This window comes from Limnohabitans sp. TEGF004 (assembly GCF_027924965.1).
In the GTDB taxonomy this organism is placed as follows: Bacteria; Pseudomonadota; Gammaproteobacteria; order Burkholderiales; family Burkholderiaceae_C; genus Limnohabitans.
This window is the reverse complement of record NZ_AP027056.1, coordinates 1,676,960-1,698,911: the sequence shown is the minus strand read 5'-3', so window position 1 is coordinate 1,698,911 and position 21,952 is coordinate 1,676,960. Positions and strand designations below refer to the sequence as shown.

The following is a 21,952-nucleotide window of genomic DNA, read 5'->3' as shown; positions in this document are numbered from 1 at the left end:
CTGCCACCTGAAACAAAAAAACCCGCCTAGGCGGGTTTGTTTTTGTGTGTAGTTGGTGTTTACTTGGCGGCCACTTCGTGGGCTGCCATCAACTCCAGCGACTTCACCAAGGCTGAATGGTCAAGCTGCCCCCAACCGTTGGATGCGCAGGCTTGCATGAGTTGTGCTGCCGATGCGGTTTGTGGCAAAGACACACCAATGGCTTTGGCGCCGTTGAGGGCCAAGGCTAAATCTTTTTGATGCAAGGCAATGCGAAAGCCAGGGTCAAACGTGCGTTTGATCATGCGTTCGCCATGCACTTCCAAAATGCGGCTAGCTGCAAAACCACCCATCAAGGCGGCACGTACTTTGGCAGGGTCAGCGCCTGCTTTGCTGGCAAACAACAAAGCTTCGCCCACGGCCGCAATGTTCAAGGCCACGATGATTTGGTTGGCCACTTTGGTGGTTTGACCGTCGCCATTGCCGCCCACGAGGGTGATGTTTTTGCCCATCAATTCGAACAAAGGCTTGACGGTGTTGAAGGTGGCTTCCGCGCCGCCCACCATGATGGTGAGGCTGGCAGCTCTCGCGCCCACTTCGCCGCCTGAGACGGGTGCATCAAGGTACTCGCAACCGAGGGCATTGATTTTTTGCGCAAAGGTTTTGGTGTCCATTGGCGAGATGGAGCTCATGTCCACCACGATCTTGCCTTGGCTCAAACCTTCGGCCACGCCGTCTTTGCCAAACAGCACAGCTTCTACATCGGGCGTGTCGGGCAACATCAAAAAGATGATGTCTGCGGCGCGGGCCACGTCGGCATTGGTGGCGCACACATGGGCGCTGGCCAATTCGGCGGGTACTTTGCTGCGTGTGCGAATGAACATCTCGTGTTGGGCTGCCAACAAATGTTGAGCCATGGGTGAACCCATGATGCCTAAGCCGATGAAACCGATTTTCATGAAAACTTCCTTTGTGAAATTAGTAAGTGCCAGAAGACGTGGCTGTCTTCGAGGCGTGCATTTTTGAGATGACTTGTTGTGCACCTGCAGCCATCAAACGTGCGTCTGAGCTGACGGTGACGAATTGAAAGCCTTTGGCGATGCGCTTGAGCGCAGACTCTGGCGTGCCGTTATGAATGCCAGCCACCACGCCGTGTGCTTTGGCGCGTGCCAAGATGTGGTCTACCGCCTCGGCGGCTTTGGGGTCGAGGTCGTCAAAGGTGGGGTTGCAGCCCAAGGCCAAGGACAGGTCGGAGGGGCCGATGTAAATCGCATCCAAACCTTCTACTGACAAGATGTCGTCCAAGTTGTCGAGTGCCGCAGCGGTCTCGATCATGGCGAAGGTGACGATGGTGTTGTTGGCGTGCTTGGGGTAGTCGGCACCGCCGTAGAGCAGGGCACGCACGGGGCCAAAGCTGCGTGTGCCTTGGGGGGCGTAATGGGTGTAGGCCACCAGTTTTTGAGCGTCCTCTTTGGTGTTGACCATGGGGCAAATCACGCCGTAAGCGCCTGCATCCAAGGTCTTCATCAAGATGCCGGGTTCCAACCAAGGCACGCGCACCACGGGCACGGTGTCGGTGGTGGAGATGGCTTGCAGCATGGTCACCATGGCTTGGTAGTCGACCACGCCATGTTGCAAATCGATGGTGAGGGAATCCCAGCCTTGGTGGGCCATGGTTTCTGCGGAAAAGCTGTTGGGAATGGCGAGCCAGCCGTTGACGACGGCTCCGCCTGCTTGCCAAATTTCTCTGAGTTTGTTGGGGCGCATGGTGTGAGGTGTGTGTGAAAAATTTATCGAACCATGCAGGGGCGTTTGTGGTCAAACGTCCAGCCGGGAATGAGGTATTGCATGGCCGCGGCATCATCGCGCGCGCCCAAGCCGTGTTGCAGATAGAGCTGGTGGGCTTTTTCAACTTCGACCATGTTGAGCTCAACGCCAAGGCCTGGCTTTTTGGGCACTTCCACATGGCCGTTGACGATTTGCAAAGGCTCTTGCGTGAGGCCTTGGCCGTCTTGCCAAATCCAGTGGGTGTCGATGGCCGTGACTTTGCCGGGCGCTGCCGCAGCCACATGGGTGAACATGGCGAGCGACACATCGAAATGGTTGTTGGAGTGCGAGCCCCACGTCAGCCCCCAATCACGGCAGGTTTGCGCCACGCGCACCGAGCCGGCCATGGTCCAAAAGTGCGGGTCTGCCAAGGGAATGTCCACGCTTTGCAGCGAGAGCGAGTGCACCATTTGTCGCCAGTCGGTGGCCACCATGTTGGTAGCGGTGGGCAAGCCAGTTTCGCGTCGGAACTCGGCCATCACCTCACGGCCGCTGAAGCCTTCTTCTGCACCGCAAGGGTCTTCGGCATAGGCCACCACGCCGCGCATGTCGCGCATCAAACGCACGGCGTCTTTCAGCAACCAGCCGCCGTTGGGGTCTAGGGTGACACGTGCTTGTGGAAAGCGTTGGTGCAGGGCGGTGACGGCTTCAATCTCAGCCTCGCCCGCGAGCACGCCGCCTTTGAGTTTGAAGTCGTTGAAGCCATATTTCTCGCGTGCGGCTTCGGCCAAGCGAACCACCGATTCAGGCGTCATGGCCTTTTCGTTGCGCAAGCGGAACCACGCGTTGTCCGCATCGTGTTCGGTGCGGTAGGGCAGGTCGGTTTGGGTGCGGTCGCCAATGAAAAACAAATACCCCAACATCTCCACCGAGCTGCGTTGTTGGCCTTCACCCAAGAGCGCGGCCACTGGCACGTTGAGGTGCTGACCCAGCAAATCGAGCAAGGCGGATTCAACAGCGGTGACGGCATGGATGGTGGTGCGCAAATCGAAGGTTTGCAAACCACGCCCACCCGTATCACGGTCTGCGAAGCGAGTGCGCAGGGTGTTGAGCACCGCTTGCACATTGCCAATGCTTTGATCCACTACCAACTCAGTGGCATCTTCCAGTGTGGCTCTGATTTTTTCACCGCCTGGCACTTCACCAATGCCGGTGCGACCGGCGTTGTCGGTGAGGATGAGCAAGTTGCGTGTGAAGAAAGCGCCGTGCGCGCCTGAGAGGTTCATCAACATGCTGTCATGCCCCGCAACGGGGATGACGCGTAACTGTGTGATGACGGGAGAGGAGTGAGGCATGACGTGATGTACTTGAAAGGACGGTTTAGTCGGCTTTGATGTTGCGGGTTTCGATCAGCTTTTTCCAGCGTGCGAATTCGGCCGCTTGAAATGCGGTGAATTGCTCTGGCGTGTTTGCCACCAGCTCGAAGCCCAAATCCAACAACTTGGTTTTGACTTGTGGGTCGTTCAAACCGGCCACGATGGCAGCATGCAACTTGGCTTTGATGTCTGCAGGCAAACCTTTGGGCGCTGCAATGGCTTGCCATGAATACACATTGGCTTCTTTGATGCCCAGCTCTTCGAGTGAAGGGACGTTAGGCAAGAGCGGCGAACGCTTGGCGCTGGTAATGGACAGAGGACGTAACTTGCCTGCCAAGATTTGTGGCATGGCGGTGTTGATGTTCATGAACGATGAGTCCACTTGGGCGCCGAGCAAATCGGTCATCACGGGACCGCCGCCTTTGTAGGGAACGTGAATGCCTGTGGTGCCCGTTTGTTGCCAGAACAACTCGGCGGTGAGGTGGTCACTGCTGCCGTTGCCTGATGAGGCGAAGGTCATTTTGTTGGGGTTGGCTTTTTGGAACGCGATCACATCGGCCATCGATTTGTGCGGCGAGCTCGCGGGCACCACCAACACATTGGGCGCTTGGACGGCGATGCTGATGTAGTCGAAGTCTTTCAGCGCGTCGTAGGGAACTTTGGCTAGAAGGTGGGGCGCAATCACGTAGGGGCCAAGAGATGCAACCAGCAAGGTGTGGCCATCCGCAGGTGCACGAGTCACAAAGCCTGCACCAATCGTGCCGGTGGCACCGGCTTTGTTGTCGGTGATGAAACTGCCGCCCAGTTTTTCTTGCAGCTTGGGGGCTAAGGTGCGGGCTATCAAATCGGTGGCGCCGCCAGGTGGGAAGGGCACGACCAAGGTGACGGGTTTGTCGGGCCAAGCGTATGCGGCACTTGTCATGACGAGGCCTAAAGCGAGGGCGATAAGTGAACGACGTTGATGTTTCATGAGAGGTCTCCGATTTGATTTTGGTAGCGCTACCATTTGAGGTGAGTGGATGTTAGCCACGGCAAAACTGGCCGTCAATGCTTTTACGTCAGGGTTTTCGCTAGGCGCGGGTGCTGTCGCGCTCGATGATGGAAAAGCCCACATCCACGACGCGTGGCTCTACGTCACGGCCTTCGGCGCGGTCCATCAAAAAGCGGGCTGCGAGGGTACCAATTTGCCCGCCATTGATGCGCACTGTGGTGAGTGCGGGCACCATGTCGGCCACAAAAGGCACATCGCCAAAGCCCATCACGGCGATGTCGTCTGGCACGGTCAAGCCACGTGCGCGGGCTTCGGTCATGACGCCCAAAGCGAGCAGGTCAGAGCTGCAAAAAATGGCTTGCGCATCGGGGGCTTCGGCCAAGATGTGAGCCATGGCTTCGCGGCCACTCTTGAGTGAGCGCGAGGCGCCCACATTGGCTACAAACACAGGGGGTAAATCCAGTTGCGCCACGGTCTCTTGAAAGGCTAGGGTGCGGCGCTTGGCGCGCTCATCTTCGGCGCGCACGATGGCAAATTTTGTGTAGCCTCTGCGCACCAAAAATTGGGCCACTTCACGGCCAATGTCCGAGTGAGAGAAGCCAATCAGCATGTCAATCGGTGTGGGGGTCAAGTCCCAGGTTTCGACCACCGGAATGCCCGAGGCCAGCAAGCGTGTACGCGCCTTGCCCGGCGGCAAAATGCCAGTGATGAAAATGCCATCGGGTCGGCGACCAATGATGGCTTCGAGCAGCAGCTCTTCACGTTCGGCGGAGTAGCCCGATTGGCCCAGCATCAGCTGGTAGCCGGCGTCAAACAAGGTGCCGTTCAAAGACTCGATGGTTTCCATGAACACCGACACCACCGTGCTGGGCACCACGGCCGCAATCAGGCGGCTGCGCGAGGAAGCCAAACCACCGGCCATGCGGTTGGGTACGTAGCCGGTGCGTTGCACCGCCTCTTGCACTTTGCGCAACACATCGGGCGAGACTTGGTTGGGTGTGTTGATGGCCCGCGACGCCGTGATGGGGGCCACGCCCGCGAGCATGGCCACATCGCGCAGAGTGATGGCACCGCTGCTGCGGCGTGAGCGTTTGGGCTGTTCTTTGTCGGTCATGGAATTCTTTGTTTTGCCTGACTTGCGTGTTTACAAATGGTACCGCTATCATTGCGTTTGTAAAGGTTTCGATGCGAAGCCGAATGATAGGAGACCTTGATGACCCCACTCACCATCCGCATGCAGCCCCGAGACAACGTGGCGATTGTGGCCAACCACGGTGGTTTGCCAGCAGGCACGGCATTGCCAGATGGCTTGTGCTTGCGTGACGCTGTGCCCCAAGGGCACAAGGTGGCGTTGGTGGAGATTCCTGCGAATGGTGCCGTGCTGCGCTATGGCATTGCCATTGGCTATGCCTTGAAAGACGTTCCTGCGGGCAGCTGGGTGCATGAGCGTTTGCTCCAAATGCCTTCCGCTCGCGAGTTGGACAACTTGCCTATGGCCACCGTGAAGCCTGAACCCTTGCCGCCGCTGGAGGGCTACACCTTCGAGGGCTACCGCAATGCCGATGGTTCGGTGGGCACGCGCAACATCTTGGCGATCACCACCACCGTGCAATGTGTGTCGGGCGTGGTCGAGTTTGCTGTGGCGCGCATCAAGACCGAGTTGTTGCCCAAGTTCCCCCATGTGGATGACGTGGTGGGCCTTGAACACACCTATGGCTGTGGTGTGGCCATTGATGCCGATGGAGCAGAAATTCCCATTCGCACCCTGCGCAACATCAGCCTCAACCCCAACTTTGGCGGTGAGGTGATGGTGGTGAGTTTGGGCTGCGAAAAACTGCAACCTGAGCGTTTGATGCCACCGGGTGCCATTCCCATCAACGACCAACGTGGCGAAGCCCTCGATGTGGTGTGTCTGCAAGACGATGCGCATGTGGGCTTCATGTCCATGATCGACGACATCATGCAAACCGCCACGCGCCATCTCGAACGCCTGAACTCGCGCCGCCGCGAAACCGTGCCTGCCAGCGAACTGGTGGTGGGCGTGCAGTGCGGGGGCAGCGATGCGTTTTCGGGCGTGACCGCCAACCCAGCGGTGGGCTACTGCACCGATTTGTTGGTGCGTGCTGGCGCGAGCGTGATGTTCTCAGAGGTGACCGAAGTGCGCGATGGCATTGACCAACTCACCTCACGTGCCACCACGCCCGAAGTGGCTGAGGCCATGATTCGTGAGATGGCGTGGTACGACGCTTACCTGGCCCGTGGCCGCGCAGACCGCAGTGCCAACACCACGCCAGGCAATAAAAAAGGTGGCTTGTCCAACATCGTGGAAAAAGCCATGGGCTCAATCGTCAAGTCGGGTTCTGCGCCGATTTCGGGCGTGTTATCGCCGGGTGAAAAGCTCAAACAAAAAGGCCTGATTTATGCTGCCACGCCAGCCAGCGATTTCATTTGCGGCACGCTGCAATTGGCCGCAGGCATGAACTTGCATGTGTTCACCACAGGGCGTGGCACGCCTTATGGTTTGGCGGAGGTGCCTGTCATCAAAGTGGCCACGCGCACAGACTTGGCCCGTCGCTGGCATGACTTGATGGACGTGAACGCCGGCACCATTGCCGATGGCACCAAGACGATTGAAGAGGTGGGCACTGAGCTGTTTCAGCTCATGCTCGATGTGGCCAGTGGCCGCAAAAAGACATGGGCTGAACATTGGAAGTTACACAACGCGCTGGTGTTGTTCAACCCCGCGCCTGTGACTTAAGGCCAGGGCTGCAACAATCTTGGCGTGATGCCCATTCTTTATTCTTTTCGCCGTTGCCCCTACGCCATGCGCGCACGCTTGGCCCTGGTTGCCAGCGGTGTGACGTATGAACACCGTGAAGTCGCGCTGAAGGCCAAGCCCGTTGAGATGTTGGCGGTGTCGCCCAAAGGCACCGTGCCTGTGTTGTGTTTGGCGACAGGTAAGGTGTTAGAGCAAAGCTTGGACATCATGTGGTGGGCGCTGAAGCAAAGCGACCCACACGGATGGTTGCCCCTCACGCCAGAGGCGTTGAGCGATGCGCAAAACATGATTGCCACCCTTGATGGGAATTTCAAAGCCAACTTGGACCGCTACAAATACCCGCAACGGTTTGGCTTGACGGAAGGGGCGCGTCACCGCGATGAAGCGGCGGCGTGGTTGTTGACGCTTGATGTGCGTTTGCAGAGCCAAGCGTTTTTGTCTGGTCAACGGTGGGGCTGGTTGGATGCTTGTGTGGCGCCGTTTGTACGGCAGTTTGCGCGGACGGACCGTGCATGGTTTGATGCACAACCTTGGCCGCAATTGGCGCAATGGCTGGTGGCGTTTGAAAACTCAGAGGCCTTTGCTGCCGTGATGCACAAGCACCCGCTGTGGGGGTCGCCGCAAACTTAACCTTGACCGACTTAGCGGCTCGCTTTCAAGAAATCTCTCACCAATTGCCATTGCGCAGGCACATTCAATGCAGGCGCATGGCCGCAACCGGCAATCTCTTCCGTGCGTAGCAAACCTTTTGCCCCTGGGCCGCGCGTGCGCATGGTTTGGATGGTGTCGGGGGAAATCAGATCTGAATTTGCACCGCGCATCACCATCACGGGCATATCGAGTGTGTCGTACTCGGTCCACATGGGGTACTCGGGTACTTCGCGGAAAAACTGTTGGGTGATGTGGGGGTCGTAGTGCGGTGTCACGCTGCCATCCGGCAAACGGCGGGTGGAGCTTTCGCTCAAGTGCCGCCATTGCGCATCGGTGAGTGCGCCAAAGGGCGCATAGGCAGCGCGAAAGAACGCTTCTAACTCAGGCACGGTGTCAAACGCAGGAGGCTGGCCTGCATAGGCTTTGATGCGATCGACAGCGGCCACCGAAATTTCAGGTGCGATGTCGTTGAGCAAAAGACTGCGAATGCGCGCTTTGAAGCCAGGCTGTACCAAACCCGCCGCGCACACCAAGCCAAGTGCGCCCCCCATGGAGGTGCCAATCCAGTGGGCTTGAGGGATGTTCAAGGCTTGCAACATGTCCCATGCGATGTGGGTGTAGGTGACAAAGCTGTAGTCTTCTTTTGGGTCGCGCGCCCATTGGCTCAAGCCTCGGCCAATTGTGTCGGGGCAGATGACGTAATAGTCGTTGCACAGCTGCTCGGCCAACCAATCGAAGTCACGGCCCGTGCGGGCCAAGCCGTGCCATGCAATGACGGCGGGTTGCGATGCATCGCCCCATGTGGTGACATGCAAGTCAAAGCCGTGGCAGTGGAGGTAGTGCGAAGAGGGTGTCATGGCGTGCCTTGTGAATCCAATGATTGTGCCCATGCGCCGATGGGCTAGTGCTCAGCGTTTACGATTGCACGTATGCAATTGCAAGATATTTTGTATTCCCAAGGTTTTGGCACGCGCCGTATTTGCGCGGGTCTCATTCAACAAGGCTATGTGCAGGTCGATGTGGGCGAGGGCTTGGTCACCTGTGACGATGCGCTGGAAGACATCGACGTGCATGAAGGTCTGCAGTACTCGGTGCAAGGCGTGGTGTGGCCGTATCACGCCAAAGCTTATGTGCTCCTGCACAAACCCGCAGGCTACGAGTGTTCGCACAAGCCTTCGGCGTGGCCCAGCATGTACACCTTGCTGCCACCACCCTTGCGCTACCGTCCGCAAAAAAGCGCGGTGCAAGGCGTGCAAGCGGTGGGGCGCTTGGACCAAGACACCACGGGCATGTTGGTGCTGACCGACGACGGCCCGCTGATTCACCGCATGAGCTCACCGCGCCACCATGTGCCCAAGGTGTATGAGGTGACCACGGACGACCCGCTGGACGACCAACAAGTGCAACGCTTGCTCGATGGTGTGGTGTTGGACGACTCGCCCAAGCCCGTCAAAGCCGCAGCGTGTGTGGCGGTGGCCGAGCACCATCTGCGCCTGACCTTGACCGAAGGCAAGTACCACCAAGTCAAACGCATGTTGGCCGCGGTGGGCAACAAAGTGGTGGGGCTGCACCGTTCGCAAATTGGTGCCATGCCATTGCCTGCTGATTTGGCGCCGGGTCAGTGGCGTTGGATCAGCCCTGACGAGTTGAAGCTGCTAGCTACAAACGCTTAATTTCATTCCGCGTTTGTGGCTTGTGCCCTTTGCGCAGGTTTGCGTAGCTTGGCTCGTTACACTGAGAGTAGATTTTTCAAGGTGTTTTTTGTGTTTTTGATTCAACGTTTAACGCTGGCTTTTGCCAGCGCGCTGCTGTTGGCGGCAACCCCTGCAGCGCAAGCCGGTAACCCAATTTTTGTGCTGAATTCGCAAGACGCGAATGTGAGCGTGATTGACCCCGCCACATGGAAAGAAACCCGTCGCATCGCCACGGGCAAAGAGCCGCATCACATCTACCTCACGCCCGATGAAACCTCGGTCATTGTGGCCAACGCGGGTGGCGATTCACTGACCTTCATCGATCCACGCACCGCCGAAGTGCAACGCGTGGTGCGTGGCACCTTGGACCCTTACCAGCTGCGTTTTTCACCCGACATGAAATGGTTTGTCACGGTGGCCAACCGCCTGAACCACATCGACATTTACCGTTGGGACGGCAAAGAGTTGACGCTGGCCAAGCGCATTCCATCCAGCAAAACACCCAGCCACATTTGGATTGACACCAAAAGCACCACGGCCTACGCCACCATGCAAGACAGCAATGAGTTGGTGGCTGTCGATTTGGCCACGCAAACGTTGAAGTGGCGCATGAAAACAGGTGAAATGCCTGCCGACGTGTTTGGCACACCCAACGACAAATACCTGTTGGTGGGACTCACAGGCGACAACCATGTGCAGGTGTTTGACGTGTCGGGTGCTCAGCCTAAATTGTTCAAAACCATTCCCACCGGTGCAGGCGCACATGCCTTCCGTGCGGCGGGTGATGGTCGCCATGTGTTTGTGGGCAACCGTGTGGCCAACACCATCAACAAAATCGATTACCTCAGCTTAGAGTCGGTCATGCAGTTCGCTGCACCTGGCGGACCTGATTGCATGGAGGTCACGGCAGACGGTAAGTTGTTGTTCGTGTCCTCGCGCTGGATCAAAAAAATGAGCGTGATTGATACGGCCACAGGCCAGCTCGTGCGCCAAGTCAAAGTCGGCAAATCGCCTCACGGCATTTGGACTTTGGACCACGCCAAACGGTATTGATGTTGATGCGTTGCTTGCGTTGGGTTGTCTTAGCCTCACTGAGCATCGCTGCACATGTGGCGCACGCGGCTGCGCCTTGTCACAAGCCGCTATACCTCACGTTTGACACAGGCCACATGGGTGTGGCGCCGTTGATTGCGGAGGTGTTGAACCGTCACAACGTCAAAGTCACTTTCTTCGCAGCCAATGAAGCCACCAAAGAAGGCGATGGTTCGCTGGGCGAGCATTGGGCACCTTGGTGGAAGGCACGTGGCGCAGAGGGTCATGCCTTCGCTTCGCACACCTTTGACCATGTGTACTGGCGCTCGGACCTGCCACGCGGCAGCTGGCAAATGCGCCCCACAGCAGGGCCCAGCAAAGGTCAAACCGAGGTGTGGACCAGCCAGCGTTACTGTGACCAATTGCAACTGGCCAACACGCGTTTGGAGCAAATCACAGGTGTCAAACCCTTGCCTTTGTTTCGTGCACCGGGCGGGAAAACCTCTCCCTCGTTGTTGATCGCTGCTAAGCAGTGTGGCTTTGCCCATGTGGGGTGGGCGGATGCAGGCTTCTTGGGCGACGAGCTGCCCAGCGATAAATTTCCCAACGCCATGCTGCTGCAACGCGCATTAAGCAACATCCGCTCGGGCGATATCTTGATGGCGCATTTGGGCATTTGGTCACGCCAAGACCCATGGGCACCGGCGGTGCTGGAGCCGTTGATTGAAGGCCTCAAAGCCAAAGGGTTTTGCTTTGCCACACTCAAAGAGCATCCACAATTCAAACCATGGATACGCTGATCGACTTATTTGCCAACGCGCAAGCCGCCTTGTATGAAAGCGTGATGCAGCCCATCGCGTTTGCGGTGGGGTTGGGCAATCGTTTGGAAGATGTGTTTGATGGCACGGGGTGGTTGTTGGTGGGCTTGATTCAAATCGCCCTCATGGTGGGTGTGATTGGGCCTCTGCAGCGTTGGCGTCCGGTTGAAGCGGTGACCCATAAAGCTGCCATTTATACCGATGTGATTTACACCCTGATTCACCGTTTGGGTTTGTTTCGCGTGGTGCTGTTTTTGTTGGTCGAGCCCGTGTTGGACACCTTGCTGGGCGAGCTGCGTGTACAGGGCGTGGGGACGTTCCATTTGGAAGACCTCTGGCCAGGTGTGACCGATGGCCCGCTGACCAGCTTTGTGCTGTACCTCGTGGTGTTTGACTTCGTCAATTACTGGCTGCACCGCGCGCAGCACCAGTGGAACTGGTGGTGGGCTTTACATGCCTTGCACCACTCGCAGCGTCAGATGACGCAGTGGACCGACAACCGCAACCACTTGCTGGATGACTTGATGGGCGCTGTCATTTGGGTGTGCATCGCGCAACTCATAGGCATTGCGCCCACGCAGTTTGTGGCGGTGGTGGCCATCACCCAGTTGTTTGAAAATTTCCAACACGCCAATTTGCGCGTGAGCTTTGGCGCGTTGGGCGAGCGCTTGTGGGTCAGCCCGCGCTTTCATCGCTTGCACCACGCGGTTGGGCTGGGGCATGAGTCCTCTCAAGGTGTCAAGACGGTTCTAGGTGGACACAATTTTGGTGTCTTGCTGCCATGGTGGGATGTCTTGTTTGGAACCGCTAACTTCGATGTGCGTTTTGAGCCCACCGGCATCCGCGATCAAGTGGAGCAGGGGGTGGATTACGGCGAAGGTTTCTGGTCGCAGCAGCGATTGGGTATCAAACGCCTCATGCAAGCCTTGGGATTTTCTTCCGCACGTTAAATAGCTGCGGTATGCTTTTGGCATGCGTTTGTTTTTGGATTCTTTTTGGCGTGCACTGGCGTATTGCTTGATGCCGCGCGTGATGCTCCTGTCACTGCTGCCACTGGCCATGTTGCTGGTGTTGTCGGTAAGTTGGGGGTATTTCTATTGGTCGCCCACCCAAGACTGGGTGCGCGAGATGTTGGCCTCGTGGCAGGTGCTGCAAGGCATGCTCGATTGGTTGCAAGAGCAGGGCGCAGGCGAGTTGCAATCGGTGGTCATACCGCTGGTCGTGATTTTTGCCATCACGCCCGTGTTGGTGGTCATCTCGTTATTGGCCGTGTCTTTGATGATGACCCCTGCTTTGGTCGACCTCGTGGTGCAACGCCGCTTTGCACATTTGGCACTCAAGCATGGCGGCACCACGCTGACCAGTTTGGCTTGGACCGTGGGTTCTACGCTGATCGCCATGGTGGCCATGTTCATTTCGCTACCGTTGTGGGCGGTACCACCTTTGATGTTCATCGTGCCTCCGCTGATTTGGGGGTGGCTCAGCTACCGCGTGATGGTGTTTGATGCCTTGGTCAACCATGCCAGTCGCGAAGAGCGCTTGGCCATTGGCCGCCAGCACCGCATCGGCTTGTTGACGATTGGTCTGCTGACAGGCTACATGGGTGCGCTGCCAAGCCTGGTGTGGGCATCGGGTGCTGTGTTTGCCGCTGCGTTTTTGGTGCTCATTCCACTGGCCATTTGGATTTACGCCTTGGTGTTTGCTTTCACCTCGCTCTGGTTCACGCATTACAGCTTGGCGGCGCTGGAAGCCCTGCGTGCCGAGTCGGGCACTGTGGTGATGGGCGCCTCGGTGCCGCTGCCCACGGTAGCATTGGGTGATGACTCAAATCCCACCTCCAGCATCTAAAGCCAGGCCAGAGTTTGGCCTCATCATCGTCGGCGATGAAATTCTCTCGGGCAAGCGTGCCGACAAGCACATGCCCAAACTCATTGAGCTTTTGAGTGCGCGTGGTTTGTCGCTGGATTGGGCGGACTACGTGGGCGATTCGCCCGAGCGCATCACCCGCACACTGGCCCGTGCTTTTGAGAGCCACAGCATTGTGTTTTCGTGCGGCGGCATTGGTGCCACGCCTGACGACCACACCCGTCAGTGTGCAGGCAAGGCATTGGGCCTAGACATCGTGCTGCACCCGCAAGCCGAAGCCTTGATTCGTGAACGCATGCAAGACACGGCGAAAGAGCAGGGCGTGCCCTACGAACCCGACCGCCACGACAACATCCACCGCCTCAACATGGGTGTGTTCCCCGTGGGAGCCAGCATCATCCCCAATCCGTACAACAAGATTCCAGGCTTCACTTGCCACGGTGCAGGTGGCGGCGTGGTGCACTTTGTGCCGGGCTTTCCCGTGATGGCGTGGCCCATGATGGCATGGGTGCTCGACACACATTACCCGCATCTGTTTCAGCATGAGGCTTGGATTGAGCAGTCTGTTGTCGTCTACGGCTCGATGGAGGCTACGCTGACGCCCTTGATGGAAGCCTTGGAGCGTGATTTCGAAGGTGTCAAAGTGTTCAGCTTGCCAAGCGTGGATCACCCAGTGCACGGGCGTCACATCGAGTTGGGCGTCAAGGGCGCACCTGAAATCGTGACTCAGGCTTATTCGGCGATGCTGACGGGGCTTCAACCGTTTGGCTTGAAGTTAGGCCCTGAATTGGTGCGAAAATAACAATGAACCATTTTGGTGCAAGATTGCACCAAAATAAAGCATTTTGTTTTTCTGTGTTTGATGCGCGTAATGGGCATCTTGAGTTAATTTGCGCCAATCTCGGTGCAAAATACGCGACTTGACGGTAGAGCTGATGAAGCTTGCTGCTGGCAAACGCTGGCACAGAAACTGCATTCTCAAACCTCGAAACACTTTTTAACCCAACTACCCAGCAGGAGAACTTGATGGCCAAGACCGTCGCAGACGTAATCAAAATGGTGAAAGAGAACGAAGTCAAATTCGTTGATTTCCGTTTCACCGATACCCGTGGCAAGTGGCAGCACATCACTGCGCCCGTGTCGCAGTTTGACGAAAGCAAGTTTGAAGAAGGTCAAGCGTTTGACGGTTCTTCTATTGCTGGTTGGAAAGGCATCGAAGCCTCTGACATGTTGTTGATGCCTGATCCAAGCAGCGCGATCATCGACCCCTTCTTTGAAGAAGTGACCCTTGTGTTGATCTGTGATGTGATCGAACCCACAGACGGTAAGGCCTACGAGCGTGACCCACGTTCGATCGCCAAGCGCGCCGAGTCCTTCCTCAAGCAATCTGGCGTGGGCGACACCGCTTACTTTGGTCCAGAGCCAGAGTTCTTCTTGTTTGACGATGTGCGATGGAGCACTGAGCCAAACAATACCTTCTACGCCATTGACGAAGCCGAAGCGCCTTGGAACAGCGGCACCAAGATGGACAACGGCAACAGCGGTCACCGCAACCGTGTCAAGGGTGGCTACTTCCCAGTGCCTCCGGTTGACAGCACACACGACATGCGCAGCGAAATGTCGCTGATCCTCGAGTCCGTGGGTATTCCTGTTGAAGTGCACCACCACGAAGTGGCTGGCGCAGGTCAATGCGAAATCGGCACCAAGTTCTCCACTTTGGTCGAGCGCGCTGACTGGACATTGCTGCAAAAGTACGTGATCCACAACGTGGCCAACGCTTACGGCAAAACCGCCACGTTCATGCCTAAGCCCTACGCTGGCGACAACGGTTCTGGCATGCACGTGCACCAGTCCATCTGGAAAGACGGCAAGAACTTGTTCGCAGGCAACGGCTACGCTGGTTTGTCAGACTTGGCGCTGTACTACATCGGCGGCATCATCAAGCACGCACGTGCTTTGAACGCCATCACCAACCCAGGTACCAACAGCTACAAGCGTTTGGTGCCTCACTTCGAAGCCCCAGTGAAATTGGCTTACTCTGCCAAGAACCGTTCTGCTTCGATCCGTATTCCTAACGTGGCCAGCGACAAGGGTCGCCGCGTAGAAGCGCGTTTCCCAGATCCATTGTGCAACCCTTACCTCGGCTTCGCAGCCTTGTTGATGGCTGGTTTGGACGGTATCGAGAACAAGATCCACCCAGGCGAAGCAGCGACCAAAGATTTGTACCACCTCCCACCCGAGGAAGACAAATTGGTCCCAACCGTGTGCTCTAGCTTGGACCAAGCTTTGGAAGCCCTCGATGCAGACCGTGCCTTCTTGACCAAAGGCGGCGTGTTCACCGACTCATGGATCGACGCTTACATCGACTTGAAGATGCAAGAAGTCACCCGTAGCCGCGTGGAAGTGTCTCCTGTCGAATACGACATGTACTACTCGCTGTAATTCGTTGCAACGACACGTGCAATCAAAGGACGGCGCAAGCCGTCCTTTTTTGTTTCAACTGTTATGAAGTGATGACATCTTTGTTGCGCCACTCTTTATTGTTTGATCGCGTTGTGCGTGATCTTTTGTTACCAGGCTTTTGTTTGGCCCTACTTTTGTTCGCGTGGCCAGCATGTGCTTCGTCTGAGCAGCAACGTATTTACCGCTGCGGCAACGCCTATACCAACCAACCCGACCCTGCGGCGAACTGCAAGCCCTTGGCTGGTGGCAGTGTGACGGTGATTGAAGGCACGCGTGTGCAAGGCGCATCCGTTGCATCTCCCCAAGTGAATGCCAGCGGCGGCACCAGTGCAGGCTCAGCGAAGGTCGACAGCGCCGAACAACGCCAACGCGACACACAGGCGCAAGCTGTGCTGCAAGCTGAATTGCAAAAAGTACAGCAACAACATGCCGGGTTGCTGCGCGAGTGGAACAACGGTGAGCCTGAACGTCGCGCCGATGAGTTCCGTCAGCCGCAAAAATACCAAGACCGTGTCGCGCAACTGCGCAGTGCGTTGCAACGCACAGAGGCTGATCTGGCAGGGCTGCAGCGCGAGTTGTCACGCTTGTCGGTCCCCGTTCAAACTGGAAGCAAACCATGACCTTGCCGGTGATTCAATCCAATTACGCACAAGCGTTTGACTTGCTGGCGACCTTGGTGGCTGTGGTGCGCACCGACGGTGTGGTGGTGTTTGCCAATGCGGCGCTAGAAGATGTGATGGGTGTCTCGCGCCGCACCATTGAAGGCTCTGCCATGGCGAGCTACTTCAACGAAACCCAATCGTTTGAGAATGCCTTGCAAGGTGCGCAGACCAATGCGTTTGCCACCATGCGCTATGACGCACAGCTGCGCCGCCCCTTGCAAGACCCCATGCCTGTGCACGTCATCGTGGCGCCCACGGATGTGGCAGGCGAGGTGCTGGTCGAGCTGCTGCCGCTGGAGCTGCAAACCCGTCAAGACCGCGAAGAGCGCCTGATTGACCAAGCCCAAGCCAACAAAGAGCTGATTCGCAACTTGGCCCACGAAATCAAAAACCCATTAGGGGGCATTCGTGGCGCAGCGCAGTTGTTGCAAATGGAGGTGGAAAGCAAAGACCTCATCGAATACACCCAAGTCATCATCCACGAAGCCGACCGCTTGCAAGTGTTGGTGGACCGTTTGCTGGCGCCGCACCGCCGCCCGCATGTGGTGGGCGACGTCAACATCCATGAGGTGTGTGAGCGTGTGCGCAGCCTAATCTTGGCGGAGTTCCCCAAAGGTCTGCGCATGGTGCGCGACTACGACACGTCCATCCCCGAGTTCCGTGGCGACCGTGAGCAGCTCATTCAAGCCGTGCTCAACATCGTGCACAACGCGGCGCAAGCTTTGGCTGATCGAGTCGCTGAAGGTGACGCTGAGATTGTTTTACGCACACGCATCAACCGCCAAGTGACTTTTGGCAAACAACGCTATCGGTTGGCACTGGAATTGCATGTAATAGACAACGGGCCCGGCATTCCGGAAGAAATCAAGGACAGGTTATTTTTCCCCTTGGTTTCTGGACGAGATGGCGGTTCTGGCCTTGGGCTGAATTTGGCACAAACCTTTGTACAGCAGCACCATGGCTTGATTGAGTGTGACAGTGTGCCGGGGCGAACAGATTTCAAAATTCTGATCCCGCTACCCTGAAGCCTCGCGTGGCCTCTAACTTAGAAACAGAAAGTGCCGAGATGAAATCGATTTGGATTGTGGACGACGACCAGTCAATTCGCTTCGTGCTGGAAAAAGCGCTGTTGCGCGAGAACCTGCCCACCCGCAGCTTCACCAGCCCCCGCGAAGTGCTGCAAGCGCTCGACTCGGTGAGCGAGGATGACGGCCCGCAAATTTTGGTCAGCGACATCCGCATGCCGGGTGGTTCGGGTTTGGATTTGCTCACCAAAGTGAAAGAGCGCTTGCCCTCGCTGCCCGTCATCATCATGACGGCCTTTTCCGATTTGGACAGCGCAGTATCTGCTTTTCAAGGCGGTGCGTTTGAATATCTGCCCAAGCCTTTTGATTTGCCCAAAGCGGTCGAGCTGATTCGCCGCGCTTTGGACGAAAGCCAACGCGAGCAAGCGCAAAGCGAAGCACAAGATGCCACACCCGAAATGCTGGGCCAAGCTCCTGCCATGCAAGACGTGTTTCGTGCGATTGGTCGCCTGAGTCAAAGCAATGTGACCGTGATGATCACGGGTGAAAGCGGCTCGGGTAAAGAACTCGTGGCACGTGCGCTGCACAAACATTCGCCCCGTGGTGATGCGGGCAACAAAGGCCCGTTTGTGGCCATCAACACCGCGGCGATTCCTAAAGATTTGCTGGAGAGCGAACTCTTCGGCCACGAACGTGGTGCTTTTACCGGTGCGCAAACCACGCGCCGTGGCCGCTTTGAGCAGGCTGAGAGCGGCACCTTGTTCTTAGATGAAATCGGTGACATGCCGTTTGATTTGCAAACCCGCTTGCTGCGTGTGTTGAGCGATGGCACGTATTACCGCGTGGGAGGCCACAGCGCCATCAAAGCCAATGTGCGCGTGATTGCAGCAACGCACCAAGACTTGGAGAAACGTGTCAAAGACGGTGTGTTCCGCGAAGACTTGTTTCACCGCTTGAACGTGATTCGCTTGCGTTTGCCTGCTTTGCGTGAGCGCCGTGAAGACATCCCCACGTTGACGCGCCACTTTTTGCAGCAGAGCGCACAACAATTGGGCGTGGAGCCCAAACGTATCTCGGATGGTGCACAAACGGTGCTCAACCAGTTTTCGTTTCCGGGCAACGTGCGTCAGCTCGAAAATATTTGCCACTGGTTGACCGTGATGGCACCGGCGCAAGTGATTGAGCCCAAAGATTTGCCACCTGAAGTGACCTTGTCGGGGGAAGCCTTGGCAGCCCTCAGCCACACAGGGCAAGACACCTCAGGTTTCAGTGCACCTGTGCCTCAAGAGGTGAACCATGCATTGCCTGTGGCTGCACCTTCTTCGTCAGACGGCTCTGCGCCTGTGGTGCTCAATATGCCGGGTGCAGATTGGGAGCAAGGTCTGGAAGCCGAAGCCATGAGCTTGCTCGTGGCAGGGCGCACGGATGTGTGGGATGTGTTGGTCAACCGTTTTGAAGCGCGTTTGATTCAAACAGCCTTGGTCAACACGCGAGGCCGTCGCATCGAAGCCGCGCAAAAGTTGGGCATTGGTCGCAACACCATCACCCGCAAAATTCAAGAGCTGGGTTTAGACGATTGAATTTTTAAGCGAGCTTCACAACCACAGGCGTGTGGTCGCTGGGGCGCTCGTTTTTACGCGGTGCTTTGTCAATCACGCAGGCTTGCACCGATGCCTTCAGCGCATCGCTGACCAAAATGTGGTCAATGCGCAGACCACGGTTGCGACGGAACGCAAACTCGCGGTAGTCCCACCAGCTGTAGCTCTTCTCGGCTTGTTCAAACAAGCGGAAGGCATCGTGTGTGCCCAAGTCAATCAAGGCTTGAAAGTGGTCACGCTCTTGCACGGTGCAGTGGATGGTGTCTTTCAAGGCCACAGGGTCCCACACATCGCGGTCATCGACGGTGATGTTGAAGTCACCCATCAACACCAGATTGGGGTGTTGTTTGAGTTCTTCACGCAACCAGTTTTGCAAGGCTTCGAGCCAACGCATTTTGTAAACAAACTTGTCGCTGTCGGGGGCTTGGCCATTGGGGAAGTACGCGCCAATCACGCGCACACTGTCGACCGTGCCGGCAATCACGCGGGCCATGTCGTCTTCAAAGCCGGGGATGTTTTTCACCACATCGGTGGCTTCGCTGCGCGAGAGCAGGGCCACGCCGTTGTAGGTTTTTTGGCCGAAAAATGCCACCTTGTAACCTGCCGCCTCGATGGCCTCTTGCGGAAACTTATCGTCCGTGCATTTGGTTTCTTGCAGGACCAAAGCATCAACGGGATTGGCCGCCAACCAGTCCAGCACTTGCGGTAAGCGCACGGTGAGTGAGTTGACGTTCCAAGTAGCGAGTTGCATATGTGAGTGTTCTTTGCTTAACGTGTGCGATCTAGGGTGACGAGGCTGTAGCTCAAGCCGTTCGCGGCCACGTGGGTGGTGCGTGCAGTTTCTTGCCAGTTGGCATCGAAGGTAGGGGCAAAGGCATCGCCTTCAAAATCAGCATCAATTTCGGTAACAACCGCACGTGAAGCCAGAGGCATGGCTTGCGCATACACCTCAGCGCCGCCAATGACCCACACTTGGGCGTCTGCAGGACAGTGTTGCACTGCTTCTTCGATCGAGTGTGCAACGACGGCACCAACGGCTTGCCAATCGGTTTGGCGTGTCACCACGATGTTGGTGCGCCCGGGCAGAGGGCGAAATTTAGGTGGCAGCGATTCCCATGTTTTGCGGCCCATGACGACGGGCTGGCCGAGCGTGGTTTGTTTAAAGTGGGCGAGGTCTTCGGGCAAGTGCCAAGGCAGGGTGTTGTCTTTGCCAATGACGCCGTTGCGCGCACGCGCAAAAATCAAATTCAAAGCCATGGCTTAAACGGCGACAGGCGCTTTGATGGCGCCGTGGCATTGGTAGTCCAACACCTCGAAGTCTTCAAACTGGTAGTCAAAGATGGAGTCGGGTTTGCGTTTGATGTGCAGTGTGGGATAGGCAAACGGCTCGCGGCTGAGTTGCAACGCCACTTGTTCGTGGTGGTTGCTGTAGATGTGACAGTCGCCACCGGTCCAGATGAAGTCGCCCACATCCAAGTCGCACTGCTGGGCCACCATGTGCGTGAGCAGGGCGTAGCTGGCGATGTTGAAGGGCACGCCCAAAAAGATGTCGGCACTACGCTGGTACAGCTGGCAACTGAGCTTGGCTTTGTCGCCTGGGTTTTGCGCGGGGGCCACATAGAACTGAAAGAACGCATGGCAGGGCATGAGCGCCATCTTGTCGAGCTCGGCCACGTTCCATGCACTCACGATGATGCGGCGGCTGTCAGGGTTGTTCTTCAGGGTGTCGATGACCTGCTGAATTTGGTCAATGTGGCCACCATCGGGTGTGGGCCAGCTGCGCCATTGCACGCCATACACGGGGCCAAGGTCGCCGTCTTCGCGGGCCCATTCGTCCCAGATGGTGACGTTGCGTTCTTTGAGCCAGTTGTTGTTGCTCGACCCAGTCAAAAACCACAGCAGCTCTTGGATGATGGAGCGCAGGTGAACCTTTTTGGTGGTGACCAGCGGGAAGCCTTCGTTCAGGTCAAAGCGCATTTGGTAACCAAATACGCTTTTCGTGCCTGTGCCCGTGCGGTCTGTTTTGGCAACGCCGTGGCTGTCCACGTGTTGCATGAAGTCTTCGTATTGGCGGCGGATGGGGCGCATAAGGGTAATTCGGTAAAAAACTCTTGCAGAGTTTACGCGCTGCCGTCTTAGAGTCCGTTAGCATACCGACTTGCTTACTTTGGACGCATACTTAAGTTGTCTACGCCAAGCGGCGTATTGACGACAATTGCTTCCACGGCGACAGTACGATTTTATTTTTAGACAAGTTGTGACAAAGCTGTCAAATATGACACCCAACGGCCATTCAGAAGAACCTAAGCGCAGCGTGTATGACACCTGTGACCCTCACTACCTTCGCACCTTGCGTGAGGCTGCGGGCATGGATATGTTTGTGTTGGCGCGCACGGCTTGTTTGTCTGTCGCTCAAGTTCGCCAACTCGAGAGTGACGATAGCGACAGCCTGTTTTATTCTGAGTCCATCAAGCGCCAAGCCTATAAGCGTTTGCTCATGATTTTGGGGGCAGAGCCACCCTCTGTCGAGATTCCAGAAGAGCTACGTGATGCAGCGAAGGTTGCGGATGCGCACTTGACCACGTTGGATCAAATTGTGGCCATGAGCGAGCAGCCGCCCATGAACCATTCTGCGTTCGATGCTGTGCATGCTGGTTTGGCCAAATTGAGAGAACACAAGCAAGCAACGGCTGCCTTGCTGTTATTGGTGGCAGCGGTGACCTTGTTTGTTTTGCATGGGCCACAGAGTGTGGTGGAGGCAACATCTGAGCTTGCAGCAGCTTCGCCAACGCCCAAGGTGTCTGCTGTCGCGGTATCGGTGGAGCCGCCTTCTGTGACAACCGCTTCGGTTCCCGTGGCTGCTGTCGCTGCGGCATCAGCCTCTGTGGCGGCTGCTTCTGCTTTGGTGGCAGCATCTCCAACCGCGCCTAGCAAGACAATGGGGGCATGCACTCATTCCAATGAGGCTATGCCACAGTTGTCACCATTCGTGGCTCAAAAAGAAGGCAGGTATGTTTACTTGGTAAGTGCTGCCAACGCAGAAGTGTGCGTGGTTGATGGCAACAAACAAGCCACGCTGTTGCAGCTCAAAGCCGGTGAGAATCGCAGCGTCTATGGTGTATCGCCGTGGCAAGTGTCTAGCGCCAGCCTGCAAAAAGTTCAAATCTTCTTCCAAGGTGGGCGTGTTTCTTTGCCCGACGCCACAGTTAGCCGCGTGCAACTGGTTGAGATGACTGTCGCTCGCTAATCCT

At 56.8% G+C, this 21,952-nt stretch carries 22 protein-coding genes; 13 read left to right on the top strand and 9 right to left on the bottom strand.

The annotated features are described in order from the left end of the window. Positions 1-59: 59 nt before the first annotated feature. The 5 genes from LINBF2_RS08080 to LINBF2_RS08060 all read right to left on the bottom strand — a co-directional run bounded on the left by LINBF2_RS08080 (position 60) and on the right by LINBF2_RS08060 (position 5,227). Complete coding sequence (locus LINBF2_RS08080) at positions 60-938, bottom strand: 2-hydroxy-3-oxopropionate reductase (RefSeq protein ID WP_281888057.1); 879 nt, start codon at positions 936-938, stop codon at positions 60-62. 19 nt (positions 939-957) lie between these two features. Further along, positions 958-1,746: an aldolase/citrate lyase family protein gene (locus LINBF2_RS08075; protein WP_281888055.1), complete on the bottom strand. Its 789-nt coding sequence runs from the start codon at positions 1,744-1,746 to the stop codon at positions 958-960. Positions 1,747-1,769: 23 nt separating this feature from the next. After that, on the bottom strand, positions 1,770-3,101 hold the full coding sequence (gene gudD, locus LINBF2_RS08070; protein WP_281888053.1) for a glucarate dehydratase: 1,332 nt from the start codon (positions 3,099-3,101) through the stop codon (positions 1,770-1,772). Positions 3,102-3,126: 25 nt separating this feature from the next. Then, the gene (locus LINBF2_RS08065) at positions 3,127-4,092 is read right to left on the bottom strand and encodes a tripartite tricarboxylate transporter substrate binding protein (protein ID WP_104801107.1); all 966 of its coding nucleotides are present in this window, start codon (positions 4,090-4,092) and stop codon (positions 3,127-3,129) included. Between the two features lie 100 nt (positions 4,093-4,192). Beyond that, positions 4,193-5,227, bottom strand: coding sequence for a LacI family DNA-binding transcriptional regulator (locus tag LINBF2_RS08060; RefSeq protein ID WP_281888050.1), 1,035 nt, complete (start codon positions 5,225-5,227; stop codon positions 4,193-4,195). A 99-nt stretch (positions 5,228-5,326) separates the two neighbouring features. Here LINBF2_RS08060 and garD point away from each other — a divergent pair, with 99 nt between their 5' ends. Together garD and LINBF2_RS08050 are read left to right on the top strand one after the other, a co-directional pair. Further along, complete coding sequence (gene garD, locus LINBF2_RS08055; RefSeq protein ID WP_281888049.1) at positions 5,327-6,871, top strand: galactarate dehydratase; 1,545 nt, start codon at positions 5,327-5,329, stop codon at positions 6,869-6,871. 27 nt (positions 6,872-6,898) lie between these two features. Further along, positions 6,899-7,522 carry a glutathione S-transferase gene (locus LINBF2_RS08050; protein WP_281888047.1) on the top strand — a complete coding sequence of 208 codons (624 nt, stop codon included), beginning with the start codon at positions 6,899-6,901 and terminating at the stop codon, positions 7,520-7,522. A gap of 11 nt (positions 7,523-7,533) precedes the next feature. On the opposite strand, the gene LINBF2_RS08045 is transcribed toward LINBF2_RS08050, so the two are convergent. Further along, positions 7,534-8,400 carry an alpha/beta hydrolase gene (locus tag LINBF2_RS08045; RefSeq protein ID WP_281888045.1) on the bottom strand — a complete coding sequence of 289 codons (867 nt, stop codon included), beginning with the start codon at positions 8,398-8,400 and terminating at the stop codon, positions 7,534-7,536. A gap of 72 nt (positions 8,401-8,472) precedes the next feature. On the opposite strand from LINBF2_RS08045, the gene LINBF2_RS08040 reads away from it, so the two are divergent. From LINBF2_RS08040 to ntrC, 10 genes are all read left to right on the top strand, one after another. Beyond that, positions 8,473-9,216, top strand: a complete 744-nt coding sequence (locus LINBF2_RS08040; protein ID WP_281888043.1) for a 16S rRNA pseudouridine(516) synthase — start codon at positions 8,473-8,475, stop codon at positions 9,214-9,216. Positions 9,217-9,330: 114 nt separating this feature from the next. Then, the gene (locus LINBF2_RS08035) at positions 9,331-10,290 is read left to right on the top strand and encodes a beta-propeller fold lactonase family protein (RefSeq protein ID WP_281891307.1); all 960 of its coding nucleotides are present in this window, start codon (positions 9,331-9,333) and stop codon (positions 10,288-10,290) included. After that, the gene (locus LINBF2_RS08030) at positions 10,290-11,069 is read left to right on the top strand and encodes a polysaccharide deacetylase family protein (RefSeq protein ID WP_281888041.1); all 780 of its coding nucleotides are present in this window, start codon (positions 10,290-10,292) and stop codon (positions 11,067-11,069) included. The genes LINBF2_RS08035 and LINBF2_RS08030 overlap by 1 nt, the downstream gene beginning before the upstream one ends. Continuing rightward, the gene (locus LINBF2_RS08025; protein ID WP_281888039.1) at positions 11,057-12,037 is read left to right on the top strand and encodes a sterol desaturase family protein; all 981 of its coding nucleotides are present in this window, start codon (positions 11,057-11,059) and stop codon (positions 12,035-12,037) included. Before LINBF2_RS08030 ends, LINBF2_RS08025 begins: the two co-directional genes overlap by 13 nt. A gap of 22 nt (positions 12,038-12,059) precedes the next feature. Then, positions 12,060-12,935, top strand: coding sequence for an EI24 domain-containing protein (locus tag LINBF2_RS08020; RefSeq protein WP_281888037.1), 876 nt, complete (start codon positions 12,060-12,062; stop codon positions 12,933-12,935). Next, positions 12,907-13,755 (top strand): molybdopterin-binding protein, encoded by an 849-nt coding sequence (locus LINBF2_RS08015; RefSeq protein WP_104801116.1) that lies wholly within the window; start codon positions 12,907-12,909, stop codon positions 13,753-13,755. Before LINBF2_RS08020 ends, LINBF2_RS08015 begins: the two co-directional genes overlap by 29 nt. A 224-nt stretch (positions 13,756-13,979) precedes the next feature. Then, complete coding sequence (gene glnA / locus LINBF2_RS08010) at positions 13,980-15,395, top strand: type I glutamate--ammonia ligase (RefSeq protein WP_104801117.1); 1,416 nt, start codon at positions 13,980-13,982, stop codon at positions 15,393-15,395. Positions 15,396-15,466: 71 nt separating this feature from the next. Beyond that, positions 15,467-16,036: a hypothetical protein gene (locus LINBF2_RS08005; RefSeq protein ID WP_281888034.1), complete on the top strand. Its 570-nt coding sequence runs from the start codon at positions 15,467-15,469 to the stop codon at positions 16,034-16,036. After that, entirely contained in the window at positions 16,033-17,103 is a 1,071-nt protein-coding gene (gene glnL / locus LINBF2_RS08000; RefSeq protein WP_281888032.1) for a nitrogen regulation protein NR(II), read from the top strand. The genes LINBF2_RS08005 and glnL overlap by 4 nt, the downstream gene beginning before the upstream one ends. Positions 17,104-17,144: 41 nt before the next feature. Further along, positions 17,145-18,683, top strand: a complete 1,539-nt coding sequence (gene ntrC / locus LINBF2_RS07995; protein ID WP_281888030.1) for a nitrogen regulation protein NR(I) — start codon at positions 17,145-17,147, stop codon at positions 18,681-18,683. A 4-nt stretch (positions 18,684-18,687) separates the two neighbouring features. Here ntrC and xth read toward each other — a convergent pair whose 3' ends face one another. Genes xth through LINBF2_RS07980 form a run of 3 tightly spaced genes read right to left on the bottom strand, consistent with a single transcriptional unit; the run spans position 18,688 to position 20,789 of the window. After that, positions 18,688-19,452: an exodeoxyribonuclease III gene (gene xth, locus LINBF2_RS07990; protein ID WP_281888028.1), complete on the bottom strand. Its 765-nt coding sequence runs from the start codon at positions 19,450-19,452 to the stop codon at positions 18,688-18,690. 17 nt (positions 19,453-19,469) lie between these two features. After that, on the bottom strand, positions 19,470-19,958 hold the full coding sequence (locus tag LINBF2_RS07985) for a dihydrofolate reductase (protein ID WP_281888026.1): 489 nt from the start codon (positions 19,956-19,958) through the stop codon (positions 19,470-19,472). 3 nt (positions 19,959-19,961) lie between these two features. After that, positions 19,962-20,789 (bottom strand): thymidylate synthase, encoded by an 828-nt coding sequence (locus tag LINBF2_RS07980; RefSeq protein ID WP_104801122.1) that lies wholly within the window; start codon positions 20,787-20,789, stop codon positions 19,962-19,964. Positions 20,790-20,976: 187 nt separating this feature from the next. Between LINBF2_RS07980 and LINBF2_RS07975 the strand changes: the two genes are divergently transcribed. After that, positions 20,977-21,948 carry a hypothetical protein gene (locus LINBF2_RS07975; protein WP_281888024.1) on the top strand — a complete coding sequence of 324 codons (972 nt, stop codon included), beginning with the start codon at positions 20,977-20,979 and terminating at the stop codon, positions 21,946-21,948. Positions 21,949-21,952 lie beyond the last annotated feature (4 nt).